Origin of the sequence: Leisingera methylohalidivorans DSM 14336 (assembly GCF_000511355.1) — a bacterium.
GTDB classification, from domain to species: domain Bacteria; phylum Pseudomonadota; class Alphaproteobacteria; order Rhodobacterales; family Rhodobacteraceae; genus Leisingera; species Leisingera methylohalidivorans.
Window position 1 is genome coordinate 800,277 of the sequence record NC_023135.1, and the last position, 24,961, is coordinate 825,237.

At 65.2% G+C, this 24,961-nt stretch carries 26 protein-coding genes, 2 pseudogenes and 2 riboswitches; of the genes and pseudogenes, 3 read left to right on the forward strand and 25 right to left on the reverse strand.

Annotated features, from left to right (window positions below; genetic code table 11):
- Positions 1–71: 71 nt before the first annotated feature.
- Positions 72–608 (forward strand): hypothetical protein, encoded by a 537-nt coding sequence (locus tag METH_RS23765; protein WP_156927441.1) that lies wholly within the window; start codon positions 72–74, stop codon positions 606–608.
- A gap of 14 nt (positions 609–622) precedes the next feature.
- On the opposite strand, the pseudogene METH_RS04015 reads toward METH_RS23765, so the two are convergent.
- The 15 genes and pseudogenes from METH_RS04015 to METH_RS04070 form a co-directional block, all read right to left on the reverse strand.
- Positions 623–1,089: pseudogene (locus tag METH_RS04015) on the reverse strand (IS5 family transposase); the annotation flags it as partial.
- Between the two features lie 445 nt (positions 1,090–1,534).
- Positions 1,535–2,229, reverse strand: a pseudogene (locus METH_RS04020) (transposase family protein).
- Between the two features lie 334 nt (positions 2,230–2,563).
- Positions 2,564–3,283 carry an aldehyde dehydrogenase family protein gene (locus tag METH_RS24665; RefSeq protein ID WP_052348661.1) on the reverse strand — a complete coding sequence of 240 codons (720 nt, stop codon included), beginning with the start codon at positions 3,281–3,283 and terminating at the stop codon, positions 2,564–2,566.
- On the reverse strand, positions 3,252–3,548 hold the full coding sequence (locus tag METH_RS24670; RefSeq protein WP_052348662.1) for an aldehyde dehydrogenase family protein: 297 nt from the start codon (positions 3,546–3,548) through the stop codon (positions 3,252–3,254). The genes METH_RS24665 and METH_RS24670 overlap by 32 nt, the downstream gene beginning before the upstream one ends.
- Positions 3,549–3,781: 233 nt before the next feature.
- Entirely contained in the window at positions 3,782–3,934 is a 153-nt protein-coding gene (locus METH_RS23770) for a hypothetical protein (RefSeq protein ID WP_024089131.1), read from the reverse strand.
- A 33-nt stretch (positions 3,935–3,967) separates the two neighbouring features.
- On the reverse strand, positions 3,968–4,720 hold the full coding sequence (gene cobF / locus METH_RS04030) for a precorrin-6A synthase (deacetylating) (protein ID WP_024089132.1): 753 nt from the start codon (positions 4,718–4,720) through the stop codon (positions 3,968–3,970).
- A 73-nt stretch (positions 4,721–4,793) separates the two neighbouring features.
- Positions 4,794–5,297, reverse strand: a complete 504-nt coding sequence (locus METH_RS04035) for a hypothetical protein (protein ID WP_024089133.1) — start codon at positions 5,295–5,297, stop codon at positions 4,794–4,796.
- A gap of 65 nt (positions 5,298–5,362) precedes the next feature.
- Complete coding sequence (locus METH_RS04040) at positions 5,363–6,061, reverse strand: CbtA family protein (RefSeq protein ID WP_024089134.1); 699 nt, start codon at positions 6,059–6,061, stop codon at positions 5,363–5,365.
- Positions 6,062–6,065: 4 nt separating this feature from the next.
- Positions 6,066–6,236, reverse strand: a complete 171-nt coding sequence (locus METH_RS22985) for a CbtB domain-containing protein (RefSeq protein WP_024089135.1) — start codon at positions 6,234–6,236, stop codon at positions 6,066–6,068.
- Between the two features lie 35 nt (positions 6,237–6,271).
- Positions 6,272–6,486, reverse strand: a riboswitch (cobalamin riboswitch).
- Between the two features lie 170 nt (positions 6,487–6,656).
- Complete coding sequence (locus METH_RS04045; RefSeq protein WP_024089136.1) at positions 6,657–6,992, reverse strand: DUF1636 family protein; 336 nt, start codon at positions 6,990–6,992, stop codon at positions 6,657–6,659.
- A complete protein-coding gene (gene cobA, locus METH_RS04050; protein ID WP_024089137.1) occupies positions 6,989–7,723 on the reverse strand; it encodes a uroporphyrinogen-III C-methyltransferase in 735 nt (244 codons plus the stop codon). The genes METH_RS04045 and cobA overlap by 4 nt, the downstream gene beginning before the upstream one ends.
- Positions 7,720–9,039, reverse strand: a complete 1,320-nt coding sequence (locus METH_RS04055) for a cobyrinic acid a,c-diamide synthase CobB (RefSeq protein ID WP_024089138.1) — start codon at positions 9,037–9,039, stop codon at positions 7,720–7,722. The genes cobA and METH_RS04055 overlap by 4 nt, the downstream gene beginning before the upstream one ends.
- Positions 9,040–9,055: 16 nt before the next feature.
- Positions 9,056–9,850: a precorrin-4 C(11)-methyltransferase gene (gene cobM, locus METH_RS04060; RefSeq protein ID WP_024089139.1), complete on the reverse strand. Its 795-nt coding sequence runs from the start codon at positions 9,848–9,850 to the stop codon at positions 9,056–9,058.
- Entirely contained in the window at positions 9,847–10,224 is a 378-nt protein-coding gene (locus METH_RS04065; RefSeq protein WP_024089140.1) for a cobalamin biosynthesis protein, read from the reverse strand. The genes cobM and METH_RS04065 overlap by 4 nt, the downstream gene beginning before the upstream one ends.
- Positions 10,221–11,420, reverse strand: a complete 1,200-nt coding sequence (locus METH_RS04070; protein ID WP_024089141.1) for a bifunctional cobalt-precorrin-7 (C(5))-methyltransferase/cobalt-precorrin-6B (C(15))-methyltransferase — start codon at positions 11,418–11,420, stop codon at positions 10,221–10,223. The genes METH_RS04065 and METH_RS04070 overlap by 4 nt, the downstream gene beginning before the upstream one ends.
- Here METH_RS04070 and METH_RS04075 point away from each other — a divergent pair.
- Complete coding sequence (locus METH_RS04075) at positions 11,419–12,159, forward strand: cobalt-precorrin-6A reductase (RefSeq protein ID WP_024089142.1); 741 nt, start codon at positions 11,419–11,421, stop codon at positions 12,157–12,159. The two genes, METH_RS04070 and METH_RS04075, sit on opposite strands and share 2 nt — an antisense overlap.
- Here the strand turns inward: METH_RS04075 and cobJ are convergent.
- The 7 genes from cobJ to METH_RS04110 all read right to left on the reverse strand — a co-directional run bounded on the left by cobJ (position 12,156) and on the right by METH_RS04110 (position 20,275).
- Complete coding sequence (cobJ, locus tag METH_RS04080) at positions 12,156–12,920, reverse strand: precorrin-3B C(17)-methyltransferase (RefSeq protein ID WP_024089143.1); 765 nt, start codon at positions 12,918–12,920, stop codon at positions 12,156–12,158. The genes METH_RS04075 and cobJ overlap by 4 nt on opposite strands.
- Positions 12,917–13,633, reverse strand: coding sequence for a precorrin-2 C(20)-methyltransferase (locus METH_RS04085; protein WP_024089144.1), 717 nt, complete (start codon positions 13,631–13,633; stop codon positions 12,917–12,919). The genes cobJ and METH_RS04085 overlap by 4 nt, the downstream gene beginning before the upstream one ends.
- A gap of 3 nt (positions 13,634–13,636) precedes the next feature.
- Positions 13,637–14,266, reverse strand: coding sequence for a precorrin-8X methylmutase (locus tag METH_RS04090; protein ID WP_024089145.1), 630 nt, complete (start codon positions 14,264–14,266; stop codon positions 13,637–13,639).
- Between the two features lies 1 nt (position 14,267).
- Entirely contained in the window at positions 14,268–15,431 is a 1,164-nt protein-coding gene (gene cobG / locus METH_RS04095) for a precorrin-3B synthase (protein WP_024089146.1), read from the reverse strand.
- Positions 15,428–18,673 carry a cobaltochelatase subunit CobN gene (gene cobN / locus METH_RS04100; protein ID WP_024089147.1) on the reverse strand — a complete coding sequence of 1,082 codons (3,246 nt, stop codon included), beginning with the start codon at positions 18,671–18,673 and terminating at the stop codon, positions 15,428–15,430. Before cobN ends, cobG begins: the two co-directional genes overlap by 4 nt.
- A gap of 154 nt (positions 18,674–18,827) precedes the next feature.
- Positions 18,828–19,862, reverse strand: a complete 1,035-nt coding sequence (gene cobW / locus METH_RS04105) for a cobalamin biosynthesis protein CobW (RefSeq protein ID WP_024089148.1) — start codon at positions 19,860–19,862, stop codon at positions 18,828–18,830.
- Positions 19,863–19,864: 2 nt separating this feature from the next.
- Positions 19,865–20,275, reverse strand: a complete 411-nt coding sequence (locus tag METH_RS04110) for a DUF1636 family protein (RefSeq protein WP_024089149.1) — start codon at positions 20,273–20,275, stop codon at positions 19,865–19,867.
- A gap of 99 nt (positions 20,276–20,374) precedes the next feature.
- Positions 20,375–20,579: riboswitch (cobalamin riboswitch) on the reverse strand.
- Positions 20,580–20,629: 50 nt separating this feature from the next.
- Between METH_RS04110 and cobO the strand changes: the two genes are divergently transcribed.
- Positions 20,630–21,265, forward strand: a complete 636-nt coding sequence (cobO, locus tag METH_RS04115; protein WP_024089150.1) for a cob(I)yrinic acid a,c-diamide adenosyltransferase — start codon at positions 20,630–20,632, stop codon at positions 21,263–21,265.
- A 120-nt stretch (positions 21,266–21,385) separates the two neighbouring features.
- Here the strand turns inward: cobO and glpD are convergent, their stop codons facing one another.
- From glpD to METH_RS04130, 3 genes are all read right to left on the reverse strand, one after another.
- Complete coding sequence (gene glpD, locus METH_RS04120; protein WP_024089151.1) at positions 21,386–22,963, reverse strand: glycerol-3-phosphate dehydrogenase; 1,578 nt, start codon at positions 22,961–22,963, stop codon at positions 21,386–21,388.
- A complete protein-coding gene (locus METH_RS04125; protein WP_024089152.1) occupies positions 22,956–23,741 on the reverse strand; it encodes a DeoR/GlpR family DNA-binding transcription regulator in 786 nt (261 codons plus the stop codon). Before METH_RS04125 ends, glpD begins: the two co-directional genes overlap by 8 nt.
- Positions 23,742–23,880: 139 nt before the next feature.
- Positions 23,881–24,960, reverse strand: coding sequence for a DUF1513 domain-containing protein (locus METH_RS04130; RefSeq protein ID WP_024089153.1), 1,080 nt, complete (start codon positions 24,958–24,960; stop codon positions 23,881–23,883).
- Position 24,961 lies beyond the last annotated feature (1 nt).

Consider the following 24,961-nt stretch of genomic DNA (forward strand, 5'->3'; position numbering starts at 1 on the left):
AAGGGCTTTAATAGAAGGGGGAATCGGATAGGAACTTTTGACAAAGACATGAGGAGGATTGGAGGCTAGTGGTGTTTTTTATTGACTTCAATCGAATGGTCGCGAAGGGCATTGAGCCTCGTCGCGGTTATTTTCGAATCGATGACACGGAGCTAAAATTCGAGTCATGTGTGTCGACTTTGAAAAGTCAGGAGTATGTTGAGAACTGGGTGAGATCTCTGCGGAAAGTAGTTTTTGATCGTTTTGAATCCTGTGTTCTATATTCTCTTGAGCTCGACGAAACTGGAAATGGAATGGCTTGGTACTATGGGGCTCTTCCAAGTGAAGCCGCGAGGGGGGCGGAAACTTACCAAGTAAATTCAGGTGGAGTGTTTTTCACGGAAGGTTTTTTCAATGTGACTACTAATTTGGAAGTCTTTGATTCTTTCTGCAGGGGGGATTATGAGCGTTCTGGTTTTGATAGGGGGGTGGCGTTGCATTTCTTGAATGGGGGTAATCTAGAGGTGCTGGATAATCATGTAACAGATAGTATTTCCAATATTTCTTCTTGGTACTGTGAAAACTCTCTTATAGTGGATTTTTTAAGTTTTTGCGAGGGCGGGAGGTGAAGTAGGGTCAGGATTCATAACCAGTAGATGACGGTTGCTGCGAGGGCGATGGCTGAGAGGAAGACTTTCGGACAACGGTCATAGCGGGTCGCCACACGCCGCCAATCCTTGAGCCTGCCGAACATGATCTCGATGCGATTTCGCCGCTTGTACCGGCGCTTGTCGTATTTGACCGGGATCTTGCGTTGCTTTCGGCCGGGGATGCAGGCGCGTATTCCTTTGTCTTGCAACGCCTCTCGGAACCAATCGGCGTCATAACCCCGATCCCCGAGCAACCAATCGACGTTCGGGAGGCTGCTGAGCAGCGCCCGCGCTCCGATATAATCGCTGACCTGCCCGGCGGTCACGAACAGGTTGAGAGGTCGGCCCTAGCTGTCGCAGATGGCATGCAACTTGGTGTTCATACCGCCCTTGGTTCGACCGATCATGCGACCAGGCCCCCCTTTTTCGCGGCCATGCTGGTCGCTGTGCGGTGGGCCTGTTCATTGCCCGGCACGCTACCCAAACGCACCCAACCTTACCAGTAACTTTATGAAAACATCACAGGAACGGGCAACGCTACGGGCAATAGGAGCCATCGCACAGCAAGGCTTTGCAGAACCATTCAGAAACAAGAACATGCATCACCGCGCTCAACACATTCGCAAAATTCAAATCAGGCATGGATTGCAGATAACAGATGTGCGCCGCAAGTTGTTCGGCTTGGGCCGCAGCCAGGGTTGCACTGCTAGCGATCCGAATACAGAACCGTTAGAAATTCGGACGCCGCACAATTGAAAGTGGCGCATCTCTATCCAACATCAGCCTGAACGTAAACTCGATCAGGGCTTCAATGCCAAAGTGCCCTCGGGTTGCTCCCGCGTCATATGTTGCGGAGAGAGAGAATGCTCCGGTTTCAGGAGATATCGTCCCCTTGGCGCCAGCGCTTAGGTGTTCAGTCCCGGCATCTGGCGGATCGGATTGCTGATGAAATGATCTGGCTCTGAAGTCCGGATTTTGCAGATGTATTCGCAGGGCGCCAGGCCGCTGAAAGTTTTGAGTCTGCGGGCAAAGTTGCAGGCAGCCATGAAGCCGCCGGGATGCGATAGGGGACCGCCTTGAGCCGATGCTCAAGGAACTCCCACGCGGTCTTACGATCGGCCTTGTTCACGAGTTGCGTGACTGCAAAATTTGCTGGCCGGTCAATGCCAGCAAAGAGATACAGCTTGCCCTCGGTGGTTCGCACCTCCGCGATGCCGACGTGAAAAAAACCGATAGGATAGCGTTTGAACTGCTGTCGCTTTGGCTTGTCACCCTCGACATCCGGAAAACGCGAGATCCCATGCCGCTGCAGGCAACGATGGAGCGCCGACCGTGTCAGATGCGGAATAGATGGCTTATGGGCATAGAGGCAATCATCCAGCGGCAGTGGCCTGTGCCGCCGGATTGCGACGATCCTTGCCTTCTCAGCTTCGGTGAGAACGGTCGAACGCGGCTCCTTCGGCCCGGTCTTCAAGTTTTCGACCGTCGCACGCTTGCGCCATTTGGCCACCGTCTTGGCCACCGTCTTGGCCACTGTCTTGGGGTTGATGCCCAGCTCTTGGCTCAGCTGCGAGAGCGAAGCATGTCCTTCTCGGAACATTGCTGCGCAATGCCCTGCCGGACAGGGGATCGCTGTATTGCTGCTTTGACGGCGTGCGCCCCTCTCGGGCATGCAGGCATACCCTGTCGGTCAACGGTACGTGGTGCTCCGGTGACGAACTGGCCTCGTAATGCTTCCTTCCAAGCCTGAGAAAGGATCGCACCATCAAACCGTGGGATCAAACATGACCAGAATGGCCGTGAAAAAGGAGTGCGCCATCAAGGGCGCTACCCGGAATTACGCCTCTCCGTGGGGCATGACCTAGAATAGAACCGACAGCACGTCCTTGACGGATAAAAATACATGCTAAAAACCGCTTGACTGGGGCGCCCCGTTACCGAAGCCCAGACCCTAGCCTATGAAAAGGGCAAGGTGTAAAAGGTCTTGCTGGAGGTAAGGAACTGCCGTGCGGCGGTTCCTTGTTCCCGCGAGTAAAAACTTGAAGATTTCCGCCCGCCGAAGGGGCATGATAGTCCACGCCAGCAGTCGGCAGATTGACCATGACCATGCCGGACTCGGAGCGGTTCTTGAAATCTTCCGCGTAGCGCAGGGATTTGCTGCAGATGCCCGAAGACAGCGCCAGATCGCTGTCATTGGCCAGTGCCAGCGCGTGATCATAACCTTCCGCTTTCAGGACGCTGACGACGGGGCCGAAAATCTCTTCGCGGAGGTGGCGCATGCTGTTGCTGGCCTGGCCGACGACCGCGGGGGCCATGTAATGGCCCTTGTGCGCCAGCTCCAGCTGCTCGCCGCCGCACATGATTTCCGCCCCTTCCTGGCGGGCGATCTCGATATACTTTTGATTGACCTCCATCTGGTGGGCATCGACCACCGGGCCAAGATCGCTGGTCTCTTCCAGGGCCTGGCCGGCCCGGAGCGCGCGGCAGCTTGCGGTCATTGCCTCCAGCAGCTGGTCGTGAATGCCTGGAGTGGCAATGATGCGGGTGCTGGAGGTGCAGCGCTGGCTGGTTGAGACAACCGATCCGCCAATTGCGCAGGACACCGCGTTTTCTAGGTCGGCATCATCCAGCACCACGGTGTTGCCATAGGCCACGGCCCGGGGCGGATTTCCAGGCGGGGATTGCAACCGGGAAATTCCACGGCGTGATCAACCCCACCACGCCGACCGGCTTGTAGCGGACATCCACATGGATACCGGGACGCACCGGCTGGATGTGGCTGCCGGCGTTGCGCAGGGCCTCCTGGGCGTAGAATTTGAAAACCTGGGCCGCGCGGGTGGCCTCGCCGACGCCCTCGGCCAGGATCTTGCCTTCCTCGCGCGAGAGCCGCCGGCCCAGATCAGCGCGGCGCGCCAGCAAATCGGTGCCGATGAAATCCAGCGCATCCGCACGCTGCTGCGGGGGGCGTCCCGCGAGGCGGGCAGGTCGGCACGGGCCGCCTGGATCGCGTCTTTGGCTTGCTGCGCATCGGCAGATGCGTAGTGGCCCACTATATCGGTTGGATCCGGTGGGTTCACGTTTTCAGACTGGCCTGGACCGTCCGGTCACTGGCCGTCAATGAAGTTCTGGAAGGTCATTTATGGCGCTCCCGGTCAGACATTCGCTGCCAGCTGATCCAGGCTTTTGGCCACGAAGCCGGTCATTTCGTCGATCTCTGCAAGGCTGACGGCCAGCGGCGGGCAGAAGGCCATAGCGTCGATCATATTGCGGGAGATGACGCCGTTTCCGGCTAGCAGCGCGTTCATCCGCGTGCCAGGCGCTCCCGGCGGCAGGTCGTTTTAGCGCCGCCGCAGCAGGTAGATGTCCATGATCCAGCCGTGCTCGGCCCGTGCCTTGGCGCGGGTTTCAATGATCTGGTCCGTAACGTCCGCCAGCGGGCCTGCTACGGAAATCTGGTTCTCCATGCCTGCATAGGCGGTCCAGAAGATCTCGACCCCCTGCGCCTCAATGCATTGAAACGAGCAGTCCCCGTCCAGCATGATCACCAGCGTATCGGCACTGTCCGGCCAGCCGTTTTCACGCAAGCGCCGCCCGGTGGTGATGGTGAACGGCGCGCCGATTTCATTGATCGGGATCGCGTGGGCCGCAGTCAGCGCCTGGACCGAGGTGATGCCGGGGATCACTGTCAGCTTGATCTCCGCCAGTTTCTTCAGCCGCTCGGCAATCCGCATGGTGCTGTCGTACAGCGACGGGTCGCCCCAGACCAGAAACCCGGCCTTGCCGCCCGCGGGCAGGTTTTCGGTGATGTTCTGCCACCAGATTTCCGCGATGGCGTCGTGCCAGTCGTCCACCCGTTTGCGGTAGCTTTTGGTGGCCTCGTCGCGCACGGGCAGGGCGAATTCGACGATCTTCGGGCCGTCCCCCTGGATCGCCCGGGTGCAGAGCGCGCGCCTGAGGCCGGCCAGATCGTCCTTTCCCGCGCCTTTGTTGGGGATCAGGATCAGGTCCTGCGCGTTCAGCGCTTCGATTGCCTGCAGCGTCATGTGCTGCGGGTTTCCGGTGCCGATGCCGATCAGGCAAAGCTCAATCATGACGGGGCCTTTCACATGAAAACACGGCCCCCTATGGGGCCGTGCTGGAGTTCTTGCAAGCCTGCAGTTGCGGTCAGGAGCCTTCGCTGTCAGCAGGCGCGGTGGTTTTGGCTTCAACCGGTTCGCCTGCAACCAGCAGCGGGCTGTGGCTGTTGGTGTTCAGCGACACTTTCACTTCGGCGCCTTCGGGCAGCGACGGGATATGCATCCAGCCCGCATACAAGCGGCCCAGTTTTTCGCCGTTCACGTAGACATGCGCATGGCCCTCGCCGGGCACGTCAGCGGCAGAGGCGTGTTCCGGCGCAAAGCGGAAATTCTGCGGCGTCGCCTGCAGGTTCCATCCGGCCAACGGGTCCTTGATCAGCCGGATCGCCACAGCCGGTGCATCGCTGCCTGCGGGCAGGTCGACAGCGGCTGCGTGGTCATGGCCGATGGCGCCGGCCTGGCCGCCGTCGTGATGCGCCGGGTCGCCGTGGTCATGGCCGTCAAAGGTGATCCCGTTGCCGGCAGCGGTCACAAAGCCGGCGCCGCCGCCGAAAATCAGGCCGATGGCAAAAAGAGCAAGTGAGCGGGGCATCGTGTTATCCTCGGAAAAAGACTGTCCCCGCCGGTTCCGGCCGGCGGGGATCAGATCGGGCGGGATCAGGCTGCGGCGGCTGCGCGCTTGCCTTCGGCCTGCCAGAAATAACCGGCGAAGCTGCCCAAAAGCACCCAGGCGGCCATGCCGATGCCAAAGGCGCGGGCGGCAAACAACGCGCCGATCTCGGTCGGCACCGGGCCCGAGAACGTCTCCGGCTCGGGCGCGCCGACGATATGCGGCCCCATCAGCAGCAGGGCTGCGATCAGGTAGCTTGCCGCGTTGCCGCCAAAGGCAATCAGCCACATGGCGACACCGGCCGCAGCCACCGTCACTGCCCACCAGATCTGGCGCACGCCGACGTCGGCAGCAGCCACACCCGGCACCTCCGGCGCCAGCGACAGGCCTGGCGCAAAGTGGAAGGTGATGAACCCCGCCAGCCCCCACAACAGGCCGGTGCGCGCGTTGATCTCGTGCCCCTGGCGCTCAGCCACAGACATCAGCGCCGCCATCACCAGCGCATAGCCGGTATAGGTCAGCATGGTGAAGATGATGCTCAGACCATCGCGCACCGGCTCGGCAAACAGGCCGGGCAGGGCGGGGTGGGCGGTGACGGGGTCAGCGCCGAAATGCACCAGCGCGCCGCTCTCATACAGCTCGGCGTGGAGCAGCACGGGCTGCACGAAATAAAGCTGCAGCAGGGCGGTAATCAACCCTGCTGCAGCGCCAGCGAACAAGCCGCTGGTCAGAATGCGACTGAACATGGCCTTAGTGGCAGGGGAAGCCGGTGGCGTGGCGCACGTCATGCGCGGCGTCATGCAGGGCAGAAGCCTGGACATGGCCGGTCAGCGTGATGATCCCCAGCCCCAGAACCACGGCAAACAGAGCCGGAAGTACACTGGTGCCGGCGGCAGAAGCCTTAAGCGTATTGGTCGTCATTTGTAGTCCTCCTTACCGTCACACCCGACGGTATAAGTTACGTCCGTTACACGGCCGGTCTCCTGACTCGCGGGTCGCTGCTGCCTTCCTCCTTCCCGGCGCCTTCACGCCAGTGGATATTGGAAGGCCGCTCGCCGCTCACAGTCGCGGGGGCGGTTGAGGCTTCGGTGCCGCGATTTGGTCCACCGTCCTCATTCCCGTTTCAGTCCCAGTGCTTAGGCACTATCAGACACCGTATTGGATTGTTCTGCCCTGCGGGGATGCGCCCGGTCAAGGAAGAAACCGCCAAGTTTGCGCTCTGCAGCGTCATGCGGGGCAAGATTCAGGGCGCAGGACAGCTGCCGCAGCCGCAGCCGGAAAGTTCAAATTTTCCGGCCAAAGTGCCGCGCAGGGATTTTGCCGGGGCCCGCCGCAGGCGGGCTAGTCCAGATCCGCCGGGATCCGGGCAACCGCCTTAAACCGCAAGTTTCCCAGCGGCCGGGCATCGGCGAAATTGCCATCCCGGCTGCCCTCATACATCCGCAGGAAGGTCAGTACATCCGGCAGATCCTCTGCCGTGATCCCGCCGAACAGATAGGCGGTCTTACCGCATTGGCGCACCGCCAGCGTCTGCGGCTGTTTGCAGCCGGACATGCAATCCACCTGCTGCAGCTGCGCCTTTACCCCCGCCGCTTCCAGCGCTGCACGGACCTGCCCGAACAGGGCAGGGTCCGCGTCGCGGCAGGTGCGGCACAGGGTGAGGGTGGGCAGGCTCATGCGCCGGGCAGGTCCGGCTCCGCCAGCGGGCCGTACAGGATCAGCACCGGCGCGGTGGTTTCCATCTCCCGCAGCAGGCGGGGCAGTTCGCCCACGGTATGGCGGTGCAGCGACTGTTCCGGGGTTGAAACCCCCAGTGCCACCAGTGCGGGCGTGCTCTCCGGCAGGCCGGCCTCCATCAGCTTTTCAGACAGGCCCGCGAAGGTGCGCTTGCCCATGTAGACAACCGTGGTTGCATCTGCGTCCGCCAGCGCCGCCATGTTCAGATTGTCCGGCAGGCCGCCGGTCACGTCATGGCCGGTGATATATTGCAGCCGCCGCGCGGTCAGCCGCCGGGTCAGCGGAATATTCGCCGCCGCCGCCGCCGCTGAGGCTGCGGTCACACCGGGGACGATCTCAAACTTGATGCCGGCGTCGCGCAGGGCTGTCATCTCTTCCTCAAGCCGCCCGAACACGCCTGAGTCGCCCGACTTCAGCCGCACCACATTGAGGCCGCTCCGGGCATAATCCACCAATAGCCGGCTCACATGGTCCTGCTTGGGCGAGGGGCGGCCCGCCCGCTTGCCGACGCCGACCAGATCGGCGTCCTCACGGGCGTGGCTCAGGATCGGCCCCGAGGACAGATCGTCAAACAGCACCGCATCCGCCGCCTCCAGCCGTTTCACGGCCTTGACGGTCAGCAGCTCCGGGTCGCCGGGTCCTGAGGACACAAAGCTGACAAAGCCGCTCATGCCTGCTCTCCGGTGATCAGATGGAAAAACGTGCCGGTCACATGGCCCTTGACCGAGCCGGTCTCGGGCACCGGCCCGCCGTCGGCGTCCATGACATTGGCCAAGGGCGCGTCGGGTTCTTCCAGAATGGTGGAATAGTGGAACTCATGGCCGCGCAGTGCGGTGCCGGCCGCAAACCCAGGCATGTTTGCCTGCAGAATGGCGCGGCGGTAGCCAAGGTGGAACTTACGCTTCTCGTATGAGGTCACCAGCCCCAGCAGCCCGGCCATCCGGTGTCGGTTGCCGTCCTTGTCGATCAGCGCTTCGCCCAGGGCCATGTAGCCGCCGCATTCGCCATGCACCGGTTTGGTCTCGGCATGTTTGCGAAGCCCCGCGCGGAAGCTCTCCGCCGCCGCCAGCGCGCCGCCATGCAGTTCCGGGTAGCCGCCGGGCAGCCAGACCAGGTCGGCATCCGCAGCAGGCGCTTCATCCGCCAGCGGCGAGAACGGCAGAATCTCTGCCCCCGCCGCGCGCCAGCCGGTCAGCAGATGCGGGTAGGTAAAGGAAAACGCCGCATCCCGCGCCAAGGCAATCCGCTGGGCCGGGGGCAAGGGCAGCTTTGCCGCGGCCGGGGCAGCCCCCGCCAGCGCCGCGGATTTGATCGCCTCCAGATCCACATTCTCGCGCAGGAAGGCCGCGTAGCCGGCAATCGCGGCTTCCAGATCGGGATGCTCCACCGCCTGGATCAGGCCCAGATGCCGTTCCGGCAGGGTCAGGTCGCCGCGACGGGGCAGGGAGCCCAGCACCTTGATCCCTGCCTTCTCCATTCCCAGCCGGGTCAGCCGCTCATGCCGCGGGCTGGCCACCCGGTTCAGGATGACGCCGGCAAAGGGCACATCGGTGTCATAATTCTTGAACCCCAATGCTGTGGCGGCAGCTGATTGCGCCTGACCGCCCACGTCAACCACCAGCACTACCGGCCAGCCCATGCGTTTGGCGGTCTCGGCAGAGGAGCCAAAACCCGACTGCCCGCGCGTTGCCACACCGTCATACAGCCCCATCGAGCCTTCGCCGATGCAGATTTCCGCGCCTGCCGCCTGACCTGTGACCGCATCCAGCAGCTGTGCATCCATCGCCCAGGTGTCGAGGTTGAAGCTCGGACGCCCGGCAGCGGCCAGGTGAAAGGCCGGGTCTATGTAGTCCGGCCCGCTCTTGTAGGGCTGCACCGCCAGCCCGTCCTCGGCCAGGGCGCGCAGAAGGCCCAGCATCACGGTGGTCTTGCCGGTGCCCGAAGAGGGCGCCGAGATCATCAGTCCGGGAGGGTTCATATCAGTCATCAGCTCAATCTTCCCCTCAATCGTCCCCATGGCTCCAGCTCGACCACGGGCTGTCAGCGCTTTGCGGCCGGTAGCGGCGGTCGTACTCAGTCGAATAAAGGCAGCTTTCGTCAAAGCCTTCGCCCTTCAGCACCGGACCCACCAGAATCAGCGCGGTGCGGGAGATCTTCTCGTCCAGCGATGCCTTCAGGGTGTTCAGAGTCGCCCGGATGATCTGCTGATCCGGCCAGCTGGCGCGGTAAACCACGGCGACCGGGCAGTCGGCGCCGTAATGCGGCGTCAGGCTGTCCACCACATGATCCAGATTGCCGATCGACAGGTGGATCGCCAGCGTGGTGCCGGTTTTGGCGAAATTTTCCAGCGACTCACCCGCTGGCATCGAGGACGCGCGCCCCGGCGTGCGGGTCAGCACCACCGATTGCCCCAGTCCGGGCAGCGTCAGCTCGGTCCCCAACGCAGCCGCAGCAGCAGCAAAGGAAGGAACGCCGGGGGTGACGCTCACCGGGATGCCCTCGGCCTTCAGGCGGCGGATCTGCTCGCCCATTGCCGACCACACCGAAAGATCGCCCGAATGCAGCCGTGCCACGTCCTGGCCGGCCTCATACGCCGCCTTGATTTCACCCACGATGGCCTCAAGATCCATCGCCGCGGTGTTCACCACTTTGGCGTCCGCCGGGCAGTGGCTGAGGATTTCCTCCGGCACCAGCGAGCCGGCATAAAGGCACACCGGGCAGGCCGCGAGGATATCGCGCCCGCGCAGAGTCAGAAGGTCGGCAGCGCCCGGTCCGGCGCCAATGAAGTGAACAGTCATGGCTCAAGTCTTTCTGCTATGGCCGCGGTGGCAAGCCCATCCGCGGTGACAACTCTTGGGGCGAGAAGGCGCGCCCCGGCACCCGGTGCCCCGTGCCGCGCTCCGGCCAGCGCCGCGGCTTCCGCCAGCGACCCGGTGCCGAACCGCGCCTTGATCCGGGGCGAGCAGGTGAGGGTCTGCTCCCCGGCAATTTCCTGGTCCTGCAGCGCAACTACCGGCAGGCCTAGGCTATGCGCAAATTCCTGCATCGCGGGCGCTTCCGCTTTCGCCGCGATGGAGGCCAGCGCATCCACCTCAACCCCGGTCAGCGCCAGCGCCGCTTGCAAATCCGCTGCGGTGGCGGCTGCGCGAAATCCGATGCCCGCCACTTTCATCGGGTGACACTCCACTGAATGACGGGCCGGGCCCGCCGCCAGTCGCGCATGGAGCCAAGGGGGCCGGCTTCGGCGATCTCGGCCTTCAGCAGGTGGCCGCCGCGCGCCGCATGGGCCTGCATCAGCAGGGTCTCGGTCTCCAGCGTGACACCATTGGCAACCAGCCGCGTGCCTGCGGGCAGGATTTCCCACAGATGGTCCAGCAAATCCTTCGACCCGCCGCCGCCGATGAACACGCAATCCGGCAGGGGATGGCCCACCAGCACGTCCGGCGCCTTGCCCGGAACCGCCGTCATCCGGTGATCCAGGCCAAACCCCGCCGCATTGGCACGGATGTTCTGCAGCCGGCTTTCGCGCGGCTCGAATGCGATCGCCCTTGCGCCGGGGGCCGCAAGGCACCATTCCACCGAAACCGAGCCGGAGCCGCCGCCGATATCCCACAGCAGCTCGCCTGCGCGCGGTGCCAGCGCCGACAGCGTCAGCGCCCGGATGGGCCGTTTGGTGATCTGCCCGTCGCTGGCAAAAAGGTCATCCGCCAGACCCGGGGCTTGCGGCAGGCCCTTGCAGCCCGCAGCCTCAACGGCCACGGCAACCGGCGCCTGAATGTCCTGGAGGCTGAACCCTTCAGCGCAGACAGAGCGCACCCGCTGGCGCGGCCCGCCGAGGCATTCCATTACAGTAAGCTGCGAGGGGCCGAACCCTTCAGCCACCAGCCATTCCGCCAGCTCCGCCGGCGCCGCCCCGTCGCGCATTGTGCAGATGGCGCGCGTCCCGTTGCCCAGAACGGGGCGCAGCCGCGCATAAGGCGCCGCATGCAGGCCATGGCACAGCACTTCCTCCAGCTTCCAGGCCAGATGGTTCGCCGCCAGCGCAAAGGTGGAGGGCACCGGGTGCGAGACCCACTCTCCGGCCTCCAGATGCCGGGACAGAGACCCGCCGGCGCCATGCCAGAACGGATCGCCAGAGGCCAGAACGGCGACCTTGCGGCCCCGCATTGCCAGCACCGGACCAATGGAAAACGGCACCGGCCAGGGCTGCCCCCTGCTGCTTGCATTCACCAGTTCCAGATGCCGCGGTCCGCCAAAGATCACTTCGGCTTCGGCCAATGCCTTCCGGCTTGCATCGCACAGGCCTTCCAGTCCATTTTCGCCCAGACCGATTATCGTCAGCCAGTGCTTTGAAAGGCCATCAGACATGACACGCATCCTCTTGCTGGGCGGCACCACCGAGGCCTCGGCGCTGGCCAAAACCCTTGCTGAAACCGGCGCGGATGCGGTGTTTTCCTACGCGGGCCGCACCGCCAAACCCGTCAGTCAGCCGCTGCCCACCCGCGTCGGCGGTTTTGGCGGTGCCGAGGGACTGGCCGCTTACCTGCAAGCCGAGGGCATCACCCATGTGGTGGACGCAACCCATCCCTTTGCCGCCCGGATGAGCCGCAATGCGGTGCATGCCTGCGAATTGGCGGAGGTGCCGGTTTGCGCCCTTGAACGCCCGGCCTGGCAGGCCGGGGAGGGCGACCAATGGGTGCATGTGGAGAGCATAGAGGAAGCCGCCGAAGCCCTGCCCGGGGCGGCAGCCCGGGTGTTCCTGGCGATCGGCAAGCAGAGCCTGGCGCAGTTCGCGGCCAAGCCCCAGCACCATTACCTGCTGCGGCTGGTGGACGAACCCGAGGCGGATTTGCCGCTGCCGCATACCACGGTTGAGATTGCCCGCGGCCCGTTTGACGCGGCGGGCGACACAGCGCTGATGCAGCGCCACGGCATCACCCATGTGGTTGCCAAGAACGCCGGCGGCACGGGCGCTGCGGCCAAACTCACTGCCGCGCGCAGCCTTGGCCTGCCGGTCATCATGATCGGCAGGCCGCAGGTGCCCGCACGGCCCGTCAAGGGCAGCGTGGCAGCGGTTATGGCCTGGCTGTCCCATCCCGCTGCTTAACCCTCAGCCGCGTAGCGGGGGGTATAGACATAGTTGCCGACCCGCCGGGTGCCGCGGTTGCCGACAATCACTACCGTGCGCATGTCGGCCATCTCGGGCGTTGCGTCCTTCAGCGGCACCGTCAGCAGTTCCTGTCCCGGTTTGGTCACGTCGCGGGCAAAGGTGATCAGCGTGTCGGCGCCGCAGGCTTCGCGCAGGATTTCCAGCGCGCGGGCAAACTGATGCGGCCGCGACTTGGAGCGCGGGTTGTAGAACGCCATTGCCAGACCGGCTTCGCCAACCAGCTGCAGGCGCTTTTCGATCAGGCTCCAGGGCTTCAGGTTGTCGCTGAGGTTGATCGCCGCGAAATCATGCCCCAGCGGCGCGCCGATGGCAGCGGCGGCGGCGAGCATCGCGGTGATGCCCGGCAGCACGCGAATCTCCAGATCCAGCCACTCCGGTTTACTTCCGGTGTTGCTTTCCAGCGCTTCAAACACGGCAGAGGCCATGGCAAAGACGCCCGGATCGCCAGAGGACACCACGACAACCCGCTTGCCCTCGGCAGCCATCTCCAGCGCATGGGTGGCGCGGTCGATCTCGACCCGGTTGTCGGTGGCATGCAGGGTCAGCCCCTGACGCGGTTCGATGCGTTTGACATAGGGGATATAGCCAACAATATCAGTGGCTTCCTCAATGGCGTCGCGCACTTCCTGCGTTACCAGCGCCTCGTTTCCGGGGCCAAGCCCGGCAATCACAACCCAACCGTTTTGCGATAGTTTCATGGCCGGCGTCCCTGTCCGTGAACCAGTACGATGGAGAAATAAGGCACTTCGCCGTCGATCTCCGAAAGCTTCTGCACGGTCTGCCCCGGCATGGTGCCGCGCTCGACCAGCCAGGCGTCTTCGGCGCGGCCCGCCCGCTCCAGCGCCCGGCGCAGCTTGGGCAGGTTGCGGCCGATCTTCATCACCACCAGCGCGTCCGTCTCGGCGGCGCGTTTGGCCAGCTCATCCTCGCTGAGGGTGGCCATCGCCACGGTCAGCACATCGTCGCCCCAGGTGATCGGCTGGCCGGAGGCGGTCCAGCAGCCGGACATGCCGGTGATGCCGGGCACGATCTCCTGCGCGGCGCGGCCCTGCAGGCGGGTGTAAAGATGCATGTAAGAGCCATAGAGGAACGGGTCGCCCTCGCACAGCACCACCACGTCTTCGTCCTGCGCGATTTCGGCCAGGGTGTCGGCCCACCGGTCGTAGAACTCACCCAGCACCCGGTTGTACTCGGGGTCCGAGAAATGGATCTCGGTGGTGACCGGGTATTCCATCGCGTGCTCGGTGACGCCCTCGGCCAGCATCCCCTCGACAATGGCGCGGGCCTGTCCCTGACGGCCCGCTTTGCGGAAATAGGCGATGTGGCGCGCGCCGGAGATCAGCCGGTGCGAGCGGACGCTCATCAGGTCGGGATCCCCGGGGCCAAGCCCGGCGCAGATGACTTTACCCATGGGTTACTCTTTCCAGCTCGCCAGCGCGTTTACCGCAGCGACGGTGATGGCGGAGCCGCCGAGGCGGCCCTTCACGATCATCGACGGCACCGGCAGGTCTTCCATCAGCGCGTCTTTCGATTCCATCGCGCCGACAAAACCCACCGGGCAGCCGATGATGGCGGCGGGGCGGGGGCAGGCGGGATCCTTGAGCATGTTCAGCAAGTGGAACAGCGCGGTCGGGGCGTTGCCGATGGCAACCACGGCCCCCTCCAGTTTCGGCCGCCACAGTTCGAGGGCCGCGGCAGAGCGGGTGTTGGACATTTCCTTGGCCATCTCCGGCACCTTGGGGTCGCGCAGGGTGCAGATCACCTCGTTGTCCGCGGGCAGGCGCGGGCGGGTGATGCCTTCGCTGACCATATAGGCGTCGCAGAGGATCGGCGCGCCTTTGGCAAGTGCTGCACGGGCACATTCGGCCATGCCTTCGGAAAAGCGCACGTGTTCCTCCAGCCCCACCATGCCGGCGGCGTGGATCATGCGGACAACAACGCTTTCCTCGTCCTTGTTGAAGCGCGCCAGATCGGCCTCGCGGCGGATGGTGGCAAAGCTTTCGGCATAGATCGCCGCGCCGTTGGTTTCATAGGTGTGGAGCATGTCAGCTGCCCTCTTTCAGAAGTTCGGGAGCGGCGCGCAAGGCGGCGGCGCTCAGGCGGGTCTTTACGGGCTGATCCGCGGCAGTGCCACGGCGGATCAGGGAGAATTCATCCTGGCCGGTGGCGGTCAGGGTCAGCGGGGCGGTGCCCGGGCAGGCGCAGCCCTTGGCGCAGCCGGAGATATGCAGCTTTGTCCCCGCGGGGACATGCGGCGCTAATTGGCGCGCCAAAGCCCTGGTGGAGGAAAGCGCCTGCAGGCAGCCGGGCGCGCCGGTGCAGGCGACGACCTGCAGGCGCGGGTCCGCTGCGTCCAGGATCAGGCCCGGCAGAGGCGGCAGGCTAGCGGCACCTTCCACCAGCAGCATCCGCCAGGGGGTGAGGCGGAGGGCCCCATGATCTGCCAGCCGTGCCAACGTGGCGGCGGGCATCTGGCCGAACTCCATAGCGGCCAGTGTCCCCGCGGGGACAGCGCCCGGTTTTGCGGTGAAGCGGGCGTTTGCCATCGGTGCGGCATGCGCTGTCGGCGGCCCGCGGCGCGCGATCAGACGGTGCATCCTGCCGCGGCCTTCGGGCGCGCCGCCCTGCTGCAGAAACCAGCGGGCCAGGGCCAGGGCTTCGGCAACGGCGGATTCACGTGTGACGGGTTTGCCGGTCTCCGCTCCGTCGGCGCGCAGGTTCAGGGTGCCGCCTGCGCGCTCAATGCGGATGTCGGCGGCGGTGTCTTGCAGCACAGGGGCTTCGCCGCAGTCCACGGCAAAGCCGAATTTCCCGGGCAGGGACAGGCCCGTTGCGGCCGTCAGCGCGGCGCTGAGATCGGTGGCGATGGCGTGGCTGTCGTCGCCATCCTGCCAGAAGGGAGCGAGGAGGACATTGCGGCGGGCTTCGGCCTGTGCATCCGGGTCGAGGAGGCCAAGGTCGCGCAGGCCCTCGATCAGCGCCTCATAGCGGTCCTCGCGAAGGCCGCGCATCTGCAGGCTGGCACGGGCGGAGATATCCAGCAGGCCATTGCCGAAGTCCTGCGAAAGTCTAGCCACACCGCGCGCCTGGTTAACGGTAAGTTTACCAAGCGGCGCGCGGACCCGGACCACCAGCCCATCGCCGGACATCATCGGCCGCAGGGCGCCGGGACACCAGCCGTAGACCTTGGGTTCCAAAGTGCCGCTCATACGGCGCCCTCCAGCCCGGCCATGATCGAATTGCGCCGGGTGCTCCAGAGGCCCGCATCATACAGCGCGCGGAAGCGGTCGCGCATCGCTTGCAATGCGCCGGGGTTTTCGCGTTCCATGAACGCCACCAGATCGTCGCGGCCCAGGGTGGCCTCGAAATAGAGATCGAACAGATGCGGCTGCACCACCTGCGCCAGATGCGCGAAGGCGGCCATGTGGTCGAGGGTGGCGGCGATTTCTGCCGCGCCGCGGAAGCCGTGGTTCATCATCGCGGTGGCCCAGTCCGGATTGGCGGCGCGGGCGCGGGTGACGCGGGCGATTTCCTCGCCCAGGGAGCGCGCCTGCGGCTTGTCCGGGCGGGTGGCGTCCATGTGGTAGAGCGCAGGCGCCTTCTGGCCGATGCGGGCCATCGCGGCGGCAAAGCCGGCCTCATGCGCGGCGTAATCAGACGCGATCAGCAGGTCGGTTTCCGGCAGGTCCTGCAAGTGGACGAAACTGTCGGCGCCCTGCAGGCGGGATTCCAAGGCTTCGCGGGCATCGCTGATGGCGCCCTTGGCGTCGATGGCGTGCGAGGAGGCGTTGAGCCAGGCCTCGCCAGCCGCGGCGCGGGCTGCGTCGGTGTAGTCGTCCAGATGCGGGTTCATCGACAGGCCGTACTGGCCCGGTTTGGGTCCAAAGACGCGGGGGGTCTCGGTAAGGTAGGGGTTGTCGGCCTGGGCTTCTTCGCGCTGGGCAAGGGCCGCTGCGGCAGTTTCGAACATCTGTGCGAGGCCGGGAAACACATCGCGGAACAGTCCGGAGACCCGGAGGGTCACGTCGATGCGGGGGCGGTTCAGCATCGACAGCGGCAGCACCTCGAAGCCGGAGACGCGTTCGGAGCCTTCGTCCCATTTCGGCGCGAGGCCTGCGAGGTGCAGCGCCATCGCGAATTCCTCGCCCGCGGTGCGCATGGTGGCGGAGCCCCAGAGGTCGATCACCAGCCCGCGCGGCCAGTCGCCGTGGTCCTGCAGATGGCGGCGCAGCAGCTCTTCCGCCAGTTTGACCCCTTGCGCATGCGCCGCCCGCGACGGCACCGCGCGCGGATCGGTGGTGAAGAGGTTGCGGCCCGTCGGGATCACATCGTCGCGGCCCCGGAACGGCGAGCCGGACGGGCCGGGGGGGACGATTTTGCCGCCCAGGGCCGCAATCAGGCCGGCGCGTTCTTCCGCCCCGCATTGGCCGGTGCCGAAAATATGCAGCCCTTCGCCGTACTGGCTTTCCTTGATGTCGCAGACAAAGGCGTCGATGCGGGTGATCGCCTCGGCGGGAGAGGTGCCGGGGGTAAGGCCCAGATCGGCCTCGACGCCGGTGCCTTGCGCCTCGGCGCGGATATCGCCGATCAGCCGGTCGCGGCGGGCCGGATCCAGCCCGTCGGCGGTGGAGTATTCATCCAGCAGGCTTTCGAGCCGGGCCATGCCTTCGGGCAGGCTGGTCTGCGCCAAAGGCGGCGGCAGATGGCCGAGGGTGATGGCGCCGATGCGGCGCTTGGCCTGGGCGGCTTCGCCGGGATCGTTGACGATGAACGGGTAGGCGACCGGCAGCGGGCCGGTCAGAACTTCGGGCCAGCAGGTGCCGGAAAGCGCCACCGCCTTGCCCGGCAGCCATTCCAGGGTGCCGTGGGCGCCGATATGGACGAGGGCGTCTGTTTGCGCGCGCAGCCACAGATAAAAGGCGGCATAGGCGTGGCGCGGGGTGCGGTCGAGGTCGTGGTAGTCGTCGACGCGGGTTTTCACCTCGCCGCGTTCGGGCTGCAGCGCGATCAGGGCATTGCCTGCGCGCAGGGCCTTGAAATGAAACGCGCCATCGCGGCAGTCCGCGTCTTCTTCCGGGCTGCCCCAGGCCTCGGCCAGGGTGTCCTGCAGGTCTTGCGGCAGGGTGGCGAGGGCCTTGAGGTACTCCTCCAGCGGGACGCTGAGAGTCTCCTCCATCAGCCGCAGGCCGGTGTTCTCCAGCGCCTCGACCGCGTAGCCCTGCGCTGCCAGTTCACGCAGGATTTCGTCGCAGGAGGCCAGCGCGTCCAGCCCCACCGCGTGGGCGAGATTGTGGTCGCGGCCCGGGTAGGTGGACAGGATCAGGGCAAGGCGTTTGTCTGCGTTCGCCAGCTTGGCAAGCCGCAGCCAGCCTTCGACGCGGTCGACCGCGGCTTTGATGCGGCCCGCATCGGCGCGGTGGGCAAACCGGGAATACTGCAGATCCGGGTCTTTCTTGCCCGGCGATTTGAAACTGACGACGCCGGCAAAGATGCGGCCGTCAACCTCGGGCAGGACCACATGCATGGCAAGGTCGGCAGGCGACAACCCGCGGTCTGCCTCGGCCCAGTCTTTCTTGCGGGCGGTAGAGAGCGCGACCTGGAACACCGGGCAGCCTGTGATCGACAGTGGCGAGGCGCTGCCGTCGGTGCCTTGGGCCGAAAATGCGGTGGCGTTGATGATGGCCGCCGGGTTCAGCGCGGGCAGCTTTTCGCGCAGCCAGTCTGCGGCGGAAGGGGCCTTGAGGCTGGCGGCAAAAATGCCATAGGCGGCATAGCCGCGGGTGCGGAGGTCTTCTATCAGCGCATCGGCCGGGGCGGTGTCAGCGGCGGTGAGGTAGGAGCGGTAAAAGCTGACCAGCACCAGCGGTTTGTTCTGCGCCGGGAGGTCGGACAGCACGCCCCTTTCCGGATCGTAGAAGCCATGCTCGGGCATCGTCTTGAGGCCGAGGACAGGGCCGGCATAAAGGCCGGCCGCGAGGGCCAGCTGGGCCAGGGCAGCCTGTGCTGCCACCGCGCCGCCGGCATCGCAAAGCGCCTGCAGGCGGCGCAGGGTGGAGACGGGCAGGGTGGAAAGCTCATCCAGGCGGGCGTCCTCGCGCCCGTCGGCGGGCAGGATCGCCAGCGCAATGCCCTTGCGCCGGGCCAGATCCTGCAGGGTGGCGAGGCCGTAGGACCAGTAGCTTTCGCCGCCGATCAGGCGGACGAGGACGCCCTTGGCGCCCTCCAGTGTCTGTTCCGCGTAGACGTCGACCGACAGCGGGTGCTTGAGCGCCACCAGATTGGCGACGCGCAGGGAGGGCAGCTTGCCTTCCGCGCGGTGCCAGCCCGCCGCAAAAGCGCCGAGGTCGCTGTCGGAGAAGGACAGCACCACAAGGTCCGCGGGCGTCTGCCCGAGGTCTTGCGGGGTATCGGTCTCGTCAAGGCCGTGGCTTTCGCGGAAGACGACGTGCATGGGTCAGGCCTTTCGCGATGGGCGCCGTGACGCGCGGAAGACAGCCCCCGGCTGCGGGTGGGGGGACAGCCCCCGCCCGGGGGGGCGGCCGGGGGCTGTCCGGCCCAAGGGCCGGTCAAGACAGCAGCTATCATCGCCCCAAGCCAGCATCAGCTTACGCCCCCAGCTCGGCGCGGATCGCCTGTTCGTCGATGTTGTCGTGCTCGGCGATGACCACCAGGGCGGTTTTGCGCGGCTGCGCGCCCCAGGGCTGGTCGTACTGGGCGCGCAGACGCTCGCCCACGGCCTGAACCAGCATCCGCATCGGCTTTCCTTCCACCGCGACATAGCCTTTGACGCGCAGGATGTTGCGCTCGCGGGCGAGTTTCACGATCGCATTCTGCAGCGCTTCCGGGTCGGATACTTCGCCCATTTCGACAACGATGCTTTCAAAATCGTCATGCTCGTGGTCGTGGTGGCCGTCATGGTGGCTGGGGCGGGCGTCGAGATCGTCCTCGGCAGCGGCGCCCAGGCCCAGGATGATGCGCGGGTCGATGACGCCTTCGCTCATCGGCAGGATCGGCAATTTGCGGGGCGCCTCGGCCTCGATCACCGCGCGGGCCTTCTCGACGCCTGCGTCGCCGGCCAGGTCAGCCTTGGACAGCAGAACGATGTCGGCGCAGGAGATCTGGTCCTCGAACACCTCGCTGAGCGGGGTTTCATGGTCGATGCTGTCATCCGCCTCGCGCTGGGCCTGCACGGCGTCCAGATCGGGGGCGAACTGGCCTTTGGCCACCGCCTCGGCATCGGCCAGCGCGATTACGCCGTCGACGGTGATGCGGGAGCGGATCGCGGGCCAGTCAAACGCCTTCAGCAGCGGTTTCGGCAGCGCCAGGCCGGAGGTCTCGATAACGATGTGGTCGGGCTGCTCGGGCAAGGCCATCAGCTGCTCTATGGTGGGGATGAAGTCATCGGCCACGGTGCAGCAGATGCAGCCGTTGGCCAGCTCCATGATATTCTCCGCCGGGCAGTTTTCATCGGCGCAGGATTTCAGGATGTCGCCGTCCACACCGGCGGTGCCGAACTCGTTGACCACCACCGCCAGGCGTTTTCCTTGCGGGTTCTGCATCAGGTGGCGGATCAGCGTGGTTTTACCTGCGCCCAGAAAACCGGTGATGACGGTGACGGGGATCTTGTTGAGATCGCTCATGATTACTCCTCGGAGAAGAACTTGGCCGGCGGGATGCGGGCAACGGATTGCTTGCGGAAGGTCTGCGGGCGCTGGCGCCAGGGCACGAGACCATCGGCGGTGCCGGCATAGGCCGCGGCCCCTTCCAGGATTTCTGGGACATGCTGGTCCGGGTCGAGGTCGCCGTAGACATAGGTCCAGCGCTCGGCGCCGCCGATCAGGGCAACGGCGCAGCCGCGCTTGCAGGAGGACAGGCATTCGACACCGCGCAAGGCGACGCCTTCGGGCATTCCGGCCTCTTCCAGCGCGGCGTGCAGGATGGCGCCGGGGCGGGCGGCCTCCGGATCGGCGCCGTCGCGGCGGCAGGTAAGGCAAACGGTCAGCGTGACCGGTCCCGGGGTGCTGGCGGGGGTGCCCGCCTTGTCTTCTGCCATTGGCGCGTCTCCTGTCGCGTCAGGCAAGCAGGGACATGGCCAGAAGGGGGGCGGTGCGTGCCTGCCCCTCAACCGGTCGCGGAACACCCCGCCCGCCCGTTGAACTCTCCTTCGCTGGCAGGTCTCCCGGCTTGCGGATGCCAAGGCGCGGGGCCTTGCCGGCCATCCTGCCTTCCCGGGGATCACCCAGTGGCATGGCGGCCTCATCCGGTCACGGTCGCGGGGGCGGCTGTGCTTCGGCCCGTATGGCCTTCACATTCCCTCTTCGCCTGCTTTCGCAGGAACCAGCGAAACCCCCTTGCGCTATCGTGCCCTTCTTTGTCAAGACATGGGTCAAACAGCTGGAGAGCCCCCATGAGCGAAAAGTCTGAAACCGGCATCTCAGAGGAAGAAGCCGCCCGTCACGCCTCCAAGATGGCCAAGAAGAAGGCCGCGCGCGACCGGATGATGAAGACCAAGGAGGGCGAGAAGGGCCTGATCATCGTCCACACCGGGCCGGGCAAGGGCAAGTCGTCCTCCGGGTTCGGAATGATCATGCGCTGCATTGCGCATGGGATGCCGTCGGCGGTGGTGCAGTTCATCAAGGGCGCCTGGCAGACCGGCGAACGCACCCTGATCGAGGAAAACTTCAGCGATCTGTGCCAGTTCTATGCGATGGGCGAGGGGTTTACCTGGGAGACCCAGGACAAGGCCCGCGACATTGCCGCCGCCCAGAAAGGCTGGGAAAAGGCCAAGGAGATGATTCTGGACGAGCGCAACACCATGGTGCTGCTGGACGAGATCAACATCGCGCTGCGCTATGAGTATCTGGATCTGGAGGAGGTGCTGGAGTTCCTGGTGGAGCAGAAGCCGCCGATGACCCATGTGGTTCTGACCGGCCGCAACGCCAAGGAGGAGCTGATCGAGATTGCCGATCTGGTAACCGAGATGGGCCAGATCAAGCATCCGTTCCGCGCCGGTGTGAAGGCGCAGAGGGGCGTGGAGTTTTAAGACGTTCGGCCCGGCCGGGAGGCCGGGCCGAACCCGGCCTTCCCGTCAAGCCGAAGGTTTGCGTCCGGCAAAACGGGAGGGCGCTTCGCACCCGCCCAGGCTCGGGCGCTGCCCTAAGCGTTATGCCGCGAGCTGTGCGGCTTTTCCCTGAATATAGGCATCCACCTCTGCGCGCTGGGCGTCATCCAGCCGCAGCCCCAGCTTGGTGCGCCGCCACAGATAGTCGTCGCCTGCGCGCACCCATTCGCGGGCAATTGCCCAGTCCAGCTCCCGCGCGGTGACGGTGGCGCCGAAGTCCTGACCCAGATCCTCGGCAGTTTTGGCGTCGCCAAGAATGTTCCATGCCTCGGTCCCGTAAGCGCGGATCAGCCGTCCCGCCCAATAGGGCGGCAGGAAGGGGTATTCCGCCGCCAGTTTCGACGTCAGTTTCTCCACGTCCGCCACCGCAAAATCACCGCCGGGCAGGGCCACGCCTGCGGTCCAGTCAGAGGGCAATTGCGGGAACACCTCGCCGATTTTCGCCAAAGCGGCCTCGGCCAGTTTGCGGTAAGTGGTGATCTTGCCGCCAAAGACATTGAGCAGCGGCGCCTGCGCCTGATCCAGCGTCAGCACATATTCGCGGGTGGCCGCAGTGGCGGAGCTGGCGCCGTCGTCATAGAGCGGCCGGACGCCGGAATAGGTCCAGACCACGTCTTTGCGGCTTAGCGGCTGCTTGAAGTATTGCGAGGCGAAATCAGCCAGATAGTCCTGCTCCGCTTCGGTGCAGACGGGCGTGGTATCCGGGTCGGGGTGGTCGGCATCGGTGGTGCCGATCAGGGTGAAATCCTGTTCATAGGGGATGGCAAAGATGATCCGCCCATCACCGCCCTGGAAGAAATAGCAGCGGCCGTGGTCGAACAGTTTCGGCACCACGATATGGCTGCCGCGCACCAGGCGGACGTTTTCGCGGCTGCTCAGGCCCAGCTTCTGGTGCAGCACATCGGCGACCCAGGGGCCGCCCGCGTTGACCAGCATCCTGGCGCGGTGTTCCTGCTCGGCGCCGGTGGCGTGGTTCTTGGTCCGGATCACCCAGTGGCCGGCGTGGCGTTCGGCTGAAGTGACCTCGGTCCGGGTCAGGATGCCGGCGCCGCGCGCCTGCGCATCGCGGGCGTTCAGCACCACCAGCCGGGCGTCTTCGATCCAGCAGTCGGAATATTCAAAGGCGGTCTGAAACTTGTCTTTCAGCGGCCCGCCTGCGGGGTCGCGGGACAGGTCCAGCTTGGCGGTGCCGGGCAGGATGCCGCGCTTGCCCAGGGAATCGTAGAGAAACAGCCCCAGCCGGATCAGCCAGGCCGGACGGCGGCCCTTCATCCAGGGCATGAAGGTTGTCAGCAGTTTCGACGTTGGCGTTTCGCTGTCAAAGCGCATGTCCTTGTGAAACGGCAGCACAAAGCGCATCGGCCAGGAGATATGCGGCATTGCGCTGAGCAGCACCTCGCGCTCGATCAGCGCCTCGCGGACCAGGCGGAACTCGAAATATTCCAGATAACGCAGGCCGCCGTGGAACAGTTTGGTCGAGGCCGAAGAGGTGGCGGAGGCCAGGTCGTTCATTTCGGCCAATGTGACCGACAATCCGCGGCCGGCGGCGTCGCGGGCGATGCCGCAGCCGTTGATGCCGCCGCCGATGATGAAAAGGTCAGTGACAGGCGTATCAGTCATTTTCGCTGCTTTCGTTTTGTCCGGCGGTGAGGATACGGGTGCCTGCGGCCTGCGCGGCCTCGGCAAATTCTTCCGGCACCGGGCGGTCGGTGATCACCACGTCCAGCTCTGCCACATTGCAGATCCGCACCGGGGCGGAGCGGGCGAACTTGCTGCCGTCGCAGACCAGAACCCGCTGGCGGGCGTTTTTCAGAATCGCGCGGGCGACCGAAACCTCGCGGGCGTCGTGGTCCATCACGGCGCCGTCTGGGTCCAGCGCCGAAGCGCCGATGACGGCGAAATCGACCTTGTAGCGGGACAGGAATTCAACCGCGTCCTCGCCCACAATGGCGCCGTCGCTTTGCCGCACAGTGCCGCCGGCCAGGATCAATTCCTTGGCCTGACCGCCCATCATAAGGTTGATAATATTGATATTGTTGGAGACAACGGTCAGGCCTCTGTGGCCGGACAGCGCCCGCGCCACCTGCTCGGTGGAGGTGCCGATGTTGAGCGTGAGCGAACAATTGTCGGGGATCAGCTCAGCCGCCAGTGCCGCCATCGCCAGCTTGTTGCCCGCGTTCAGCTTGCGCCGGTCCTCATAGCCCTGGCTGGCAGCGGAGCTTACCCGGACAGCGCCGCCGTGCACTCGGGACAGGGCGCCGCGCGCAGACAGGTCGCGCAGGTCGGCCCGCACCGTCTGCAACGACACGCCAAAGCGCTGGGACAGGCCGTCAACCTCCACCCGGTCCTGCTGGTTCAGCAGGGCGATGATTTCGTTTTGACGGCTGGCGGCATCCATACGCTTTCCTTTCGCTGCGGATCTTTAGCGAAACGCGCGCGGAATGTCACCCATTGTTTTCGTATTGGCTTCTCGGGCCGTCAAAACGAAAGGGCGCGCCGGAGGCGGCGCGCCTAGACACGGGTCCGTTCCTGCCGAATTAGACCAGCGGGATCAGGTGATTGTCCCAGGCCAGGTCCGACCGGTGCAACCGGCGCATGCCGGATGCGGAAATCCCGAAGAACTGCCCGGTTCCGGTGCTGGCGGTGAAGCCCGCCCTGGACATTGCCAGGCCGCAAACATCCGTCATCCGGTGTTCCTGCAGCAGAACTCCGGTCCCGGTATCCATCACCTGCAGCACCCCGCCGCGCGGAGAGGTGACACCGATCTTCGATCCGTCCGCTAAGAAAGCCACTGAACCGCCATAGCTCTTGAGGTTCAGCACCCTCGGGTCGCCATCGGCCATCAAGCGGGGCGGATTGCCGGGCTTGTGCAGCCCCGCGACGGGCAGGATTTCGCCCGGATCCCCCTGCCATTGCATGGCAAAACCAACGGTGCCGTCGGTGCGCATGGCGAGGTGGCGGATCGAATTCAGATGCAGCACGCGCGGCAGTTCCATCTGGTCCTGCAGGGTGCCGTCAAAGCCCAAGTAGCTGAGATTCGGGCGCATGTCCGGAAGGTTCAGCTTGGCGCGGCCGCTGCCGGGGTGGGTTTCAATACCGCCGTTGGCGATGACCAGCCCCGGCGCGTCCCGGCGCAGCAGCATGTCGTGCGGACCAATGCCGCCGGAAGCGAAGGCGCCGATGCGCTTGTATCCGTCCGCGGCATCCCAGACCCCGATGATGCCGCGGGCGTTTTCATAGTCGTTCTCGGTCGTGAACAGGCGGGCGCCGTCGGGGGAGAAGGTGCCGTGGCCATAGAAATGCCGGCCCGCCGGCGGTTCCAGCCGGGCGATGGCGGCGCCCGTGCGGCAGTCGATCACATCGGCAAAGCGGCCCGGACGGCGGGCAAAGGCAACCGCCTCGGGGCGGGTGGGATGCGCCGCTGCGGCGTGGCCGCGGCCGGGCAGCGGATGGCGGAACAGGATTTCGCCGTCTTCTGTGAGGCCCGCAAGCAGGAAGGCGCCGCTGGCGTCCTTGCCGGCAGACAGGAAGGCGGGGCTGCCGGCGCTGGCCCAACTGGCCTGCGGGGCAAGGCCTGTGGCCAGAAGGCCGGCCAAAAAGCCGCGGCGGGACGCCATA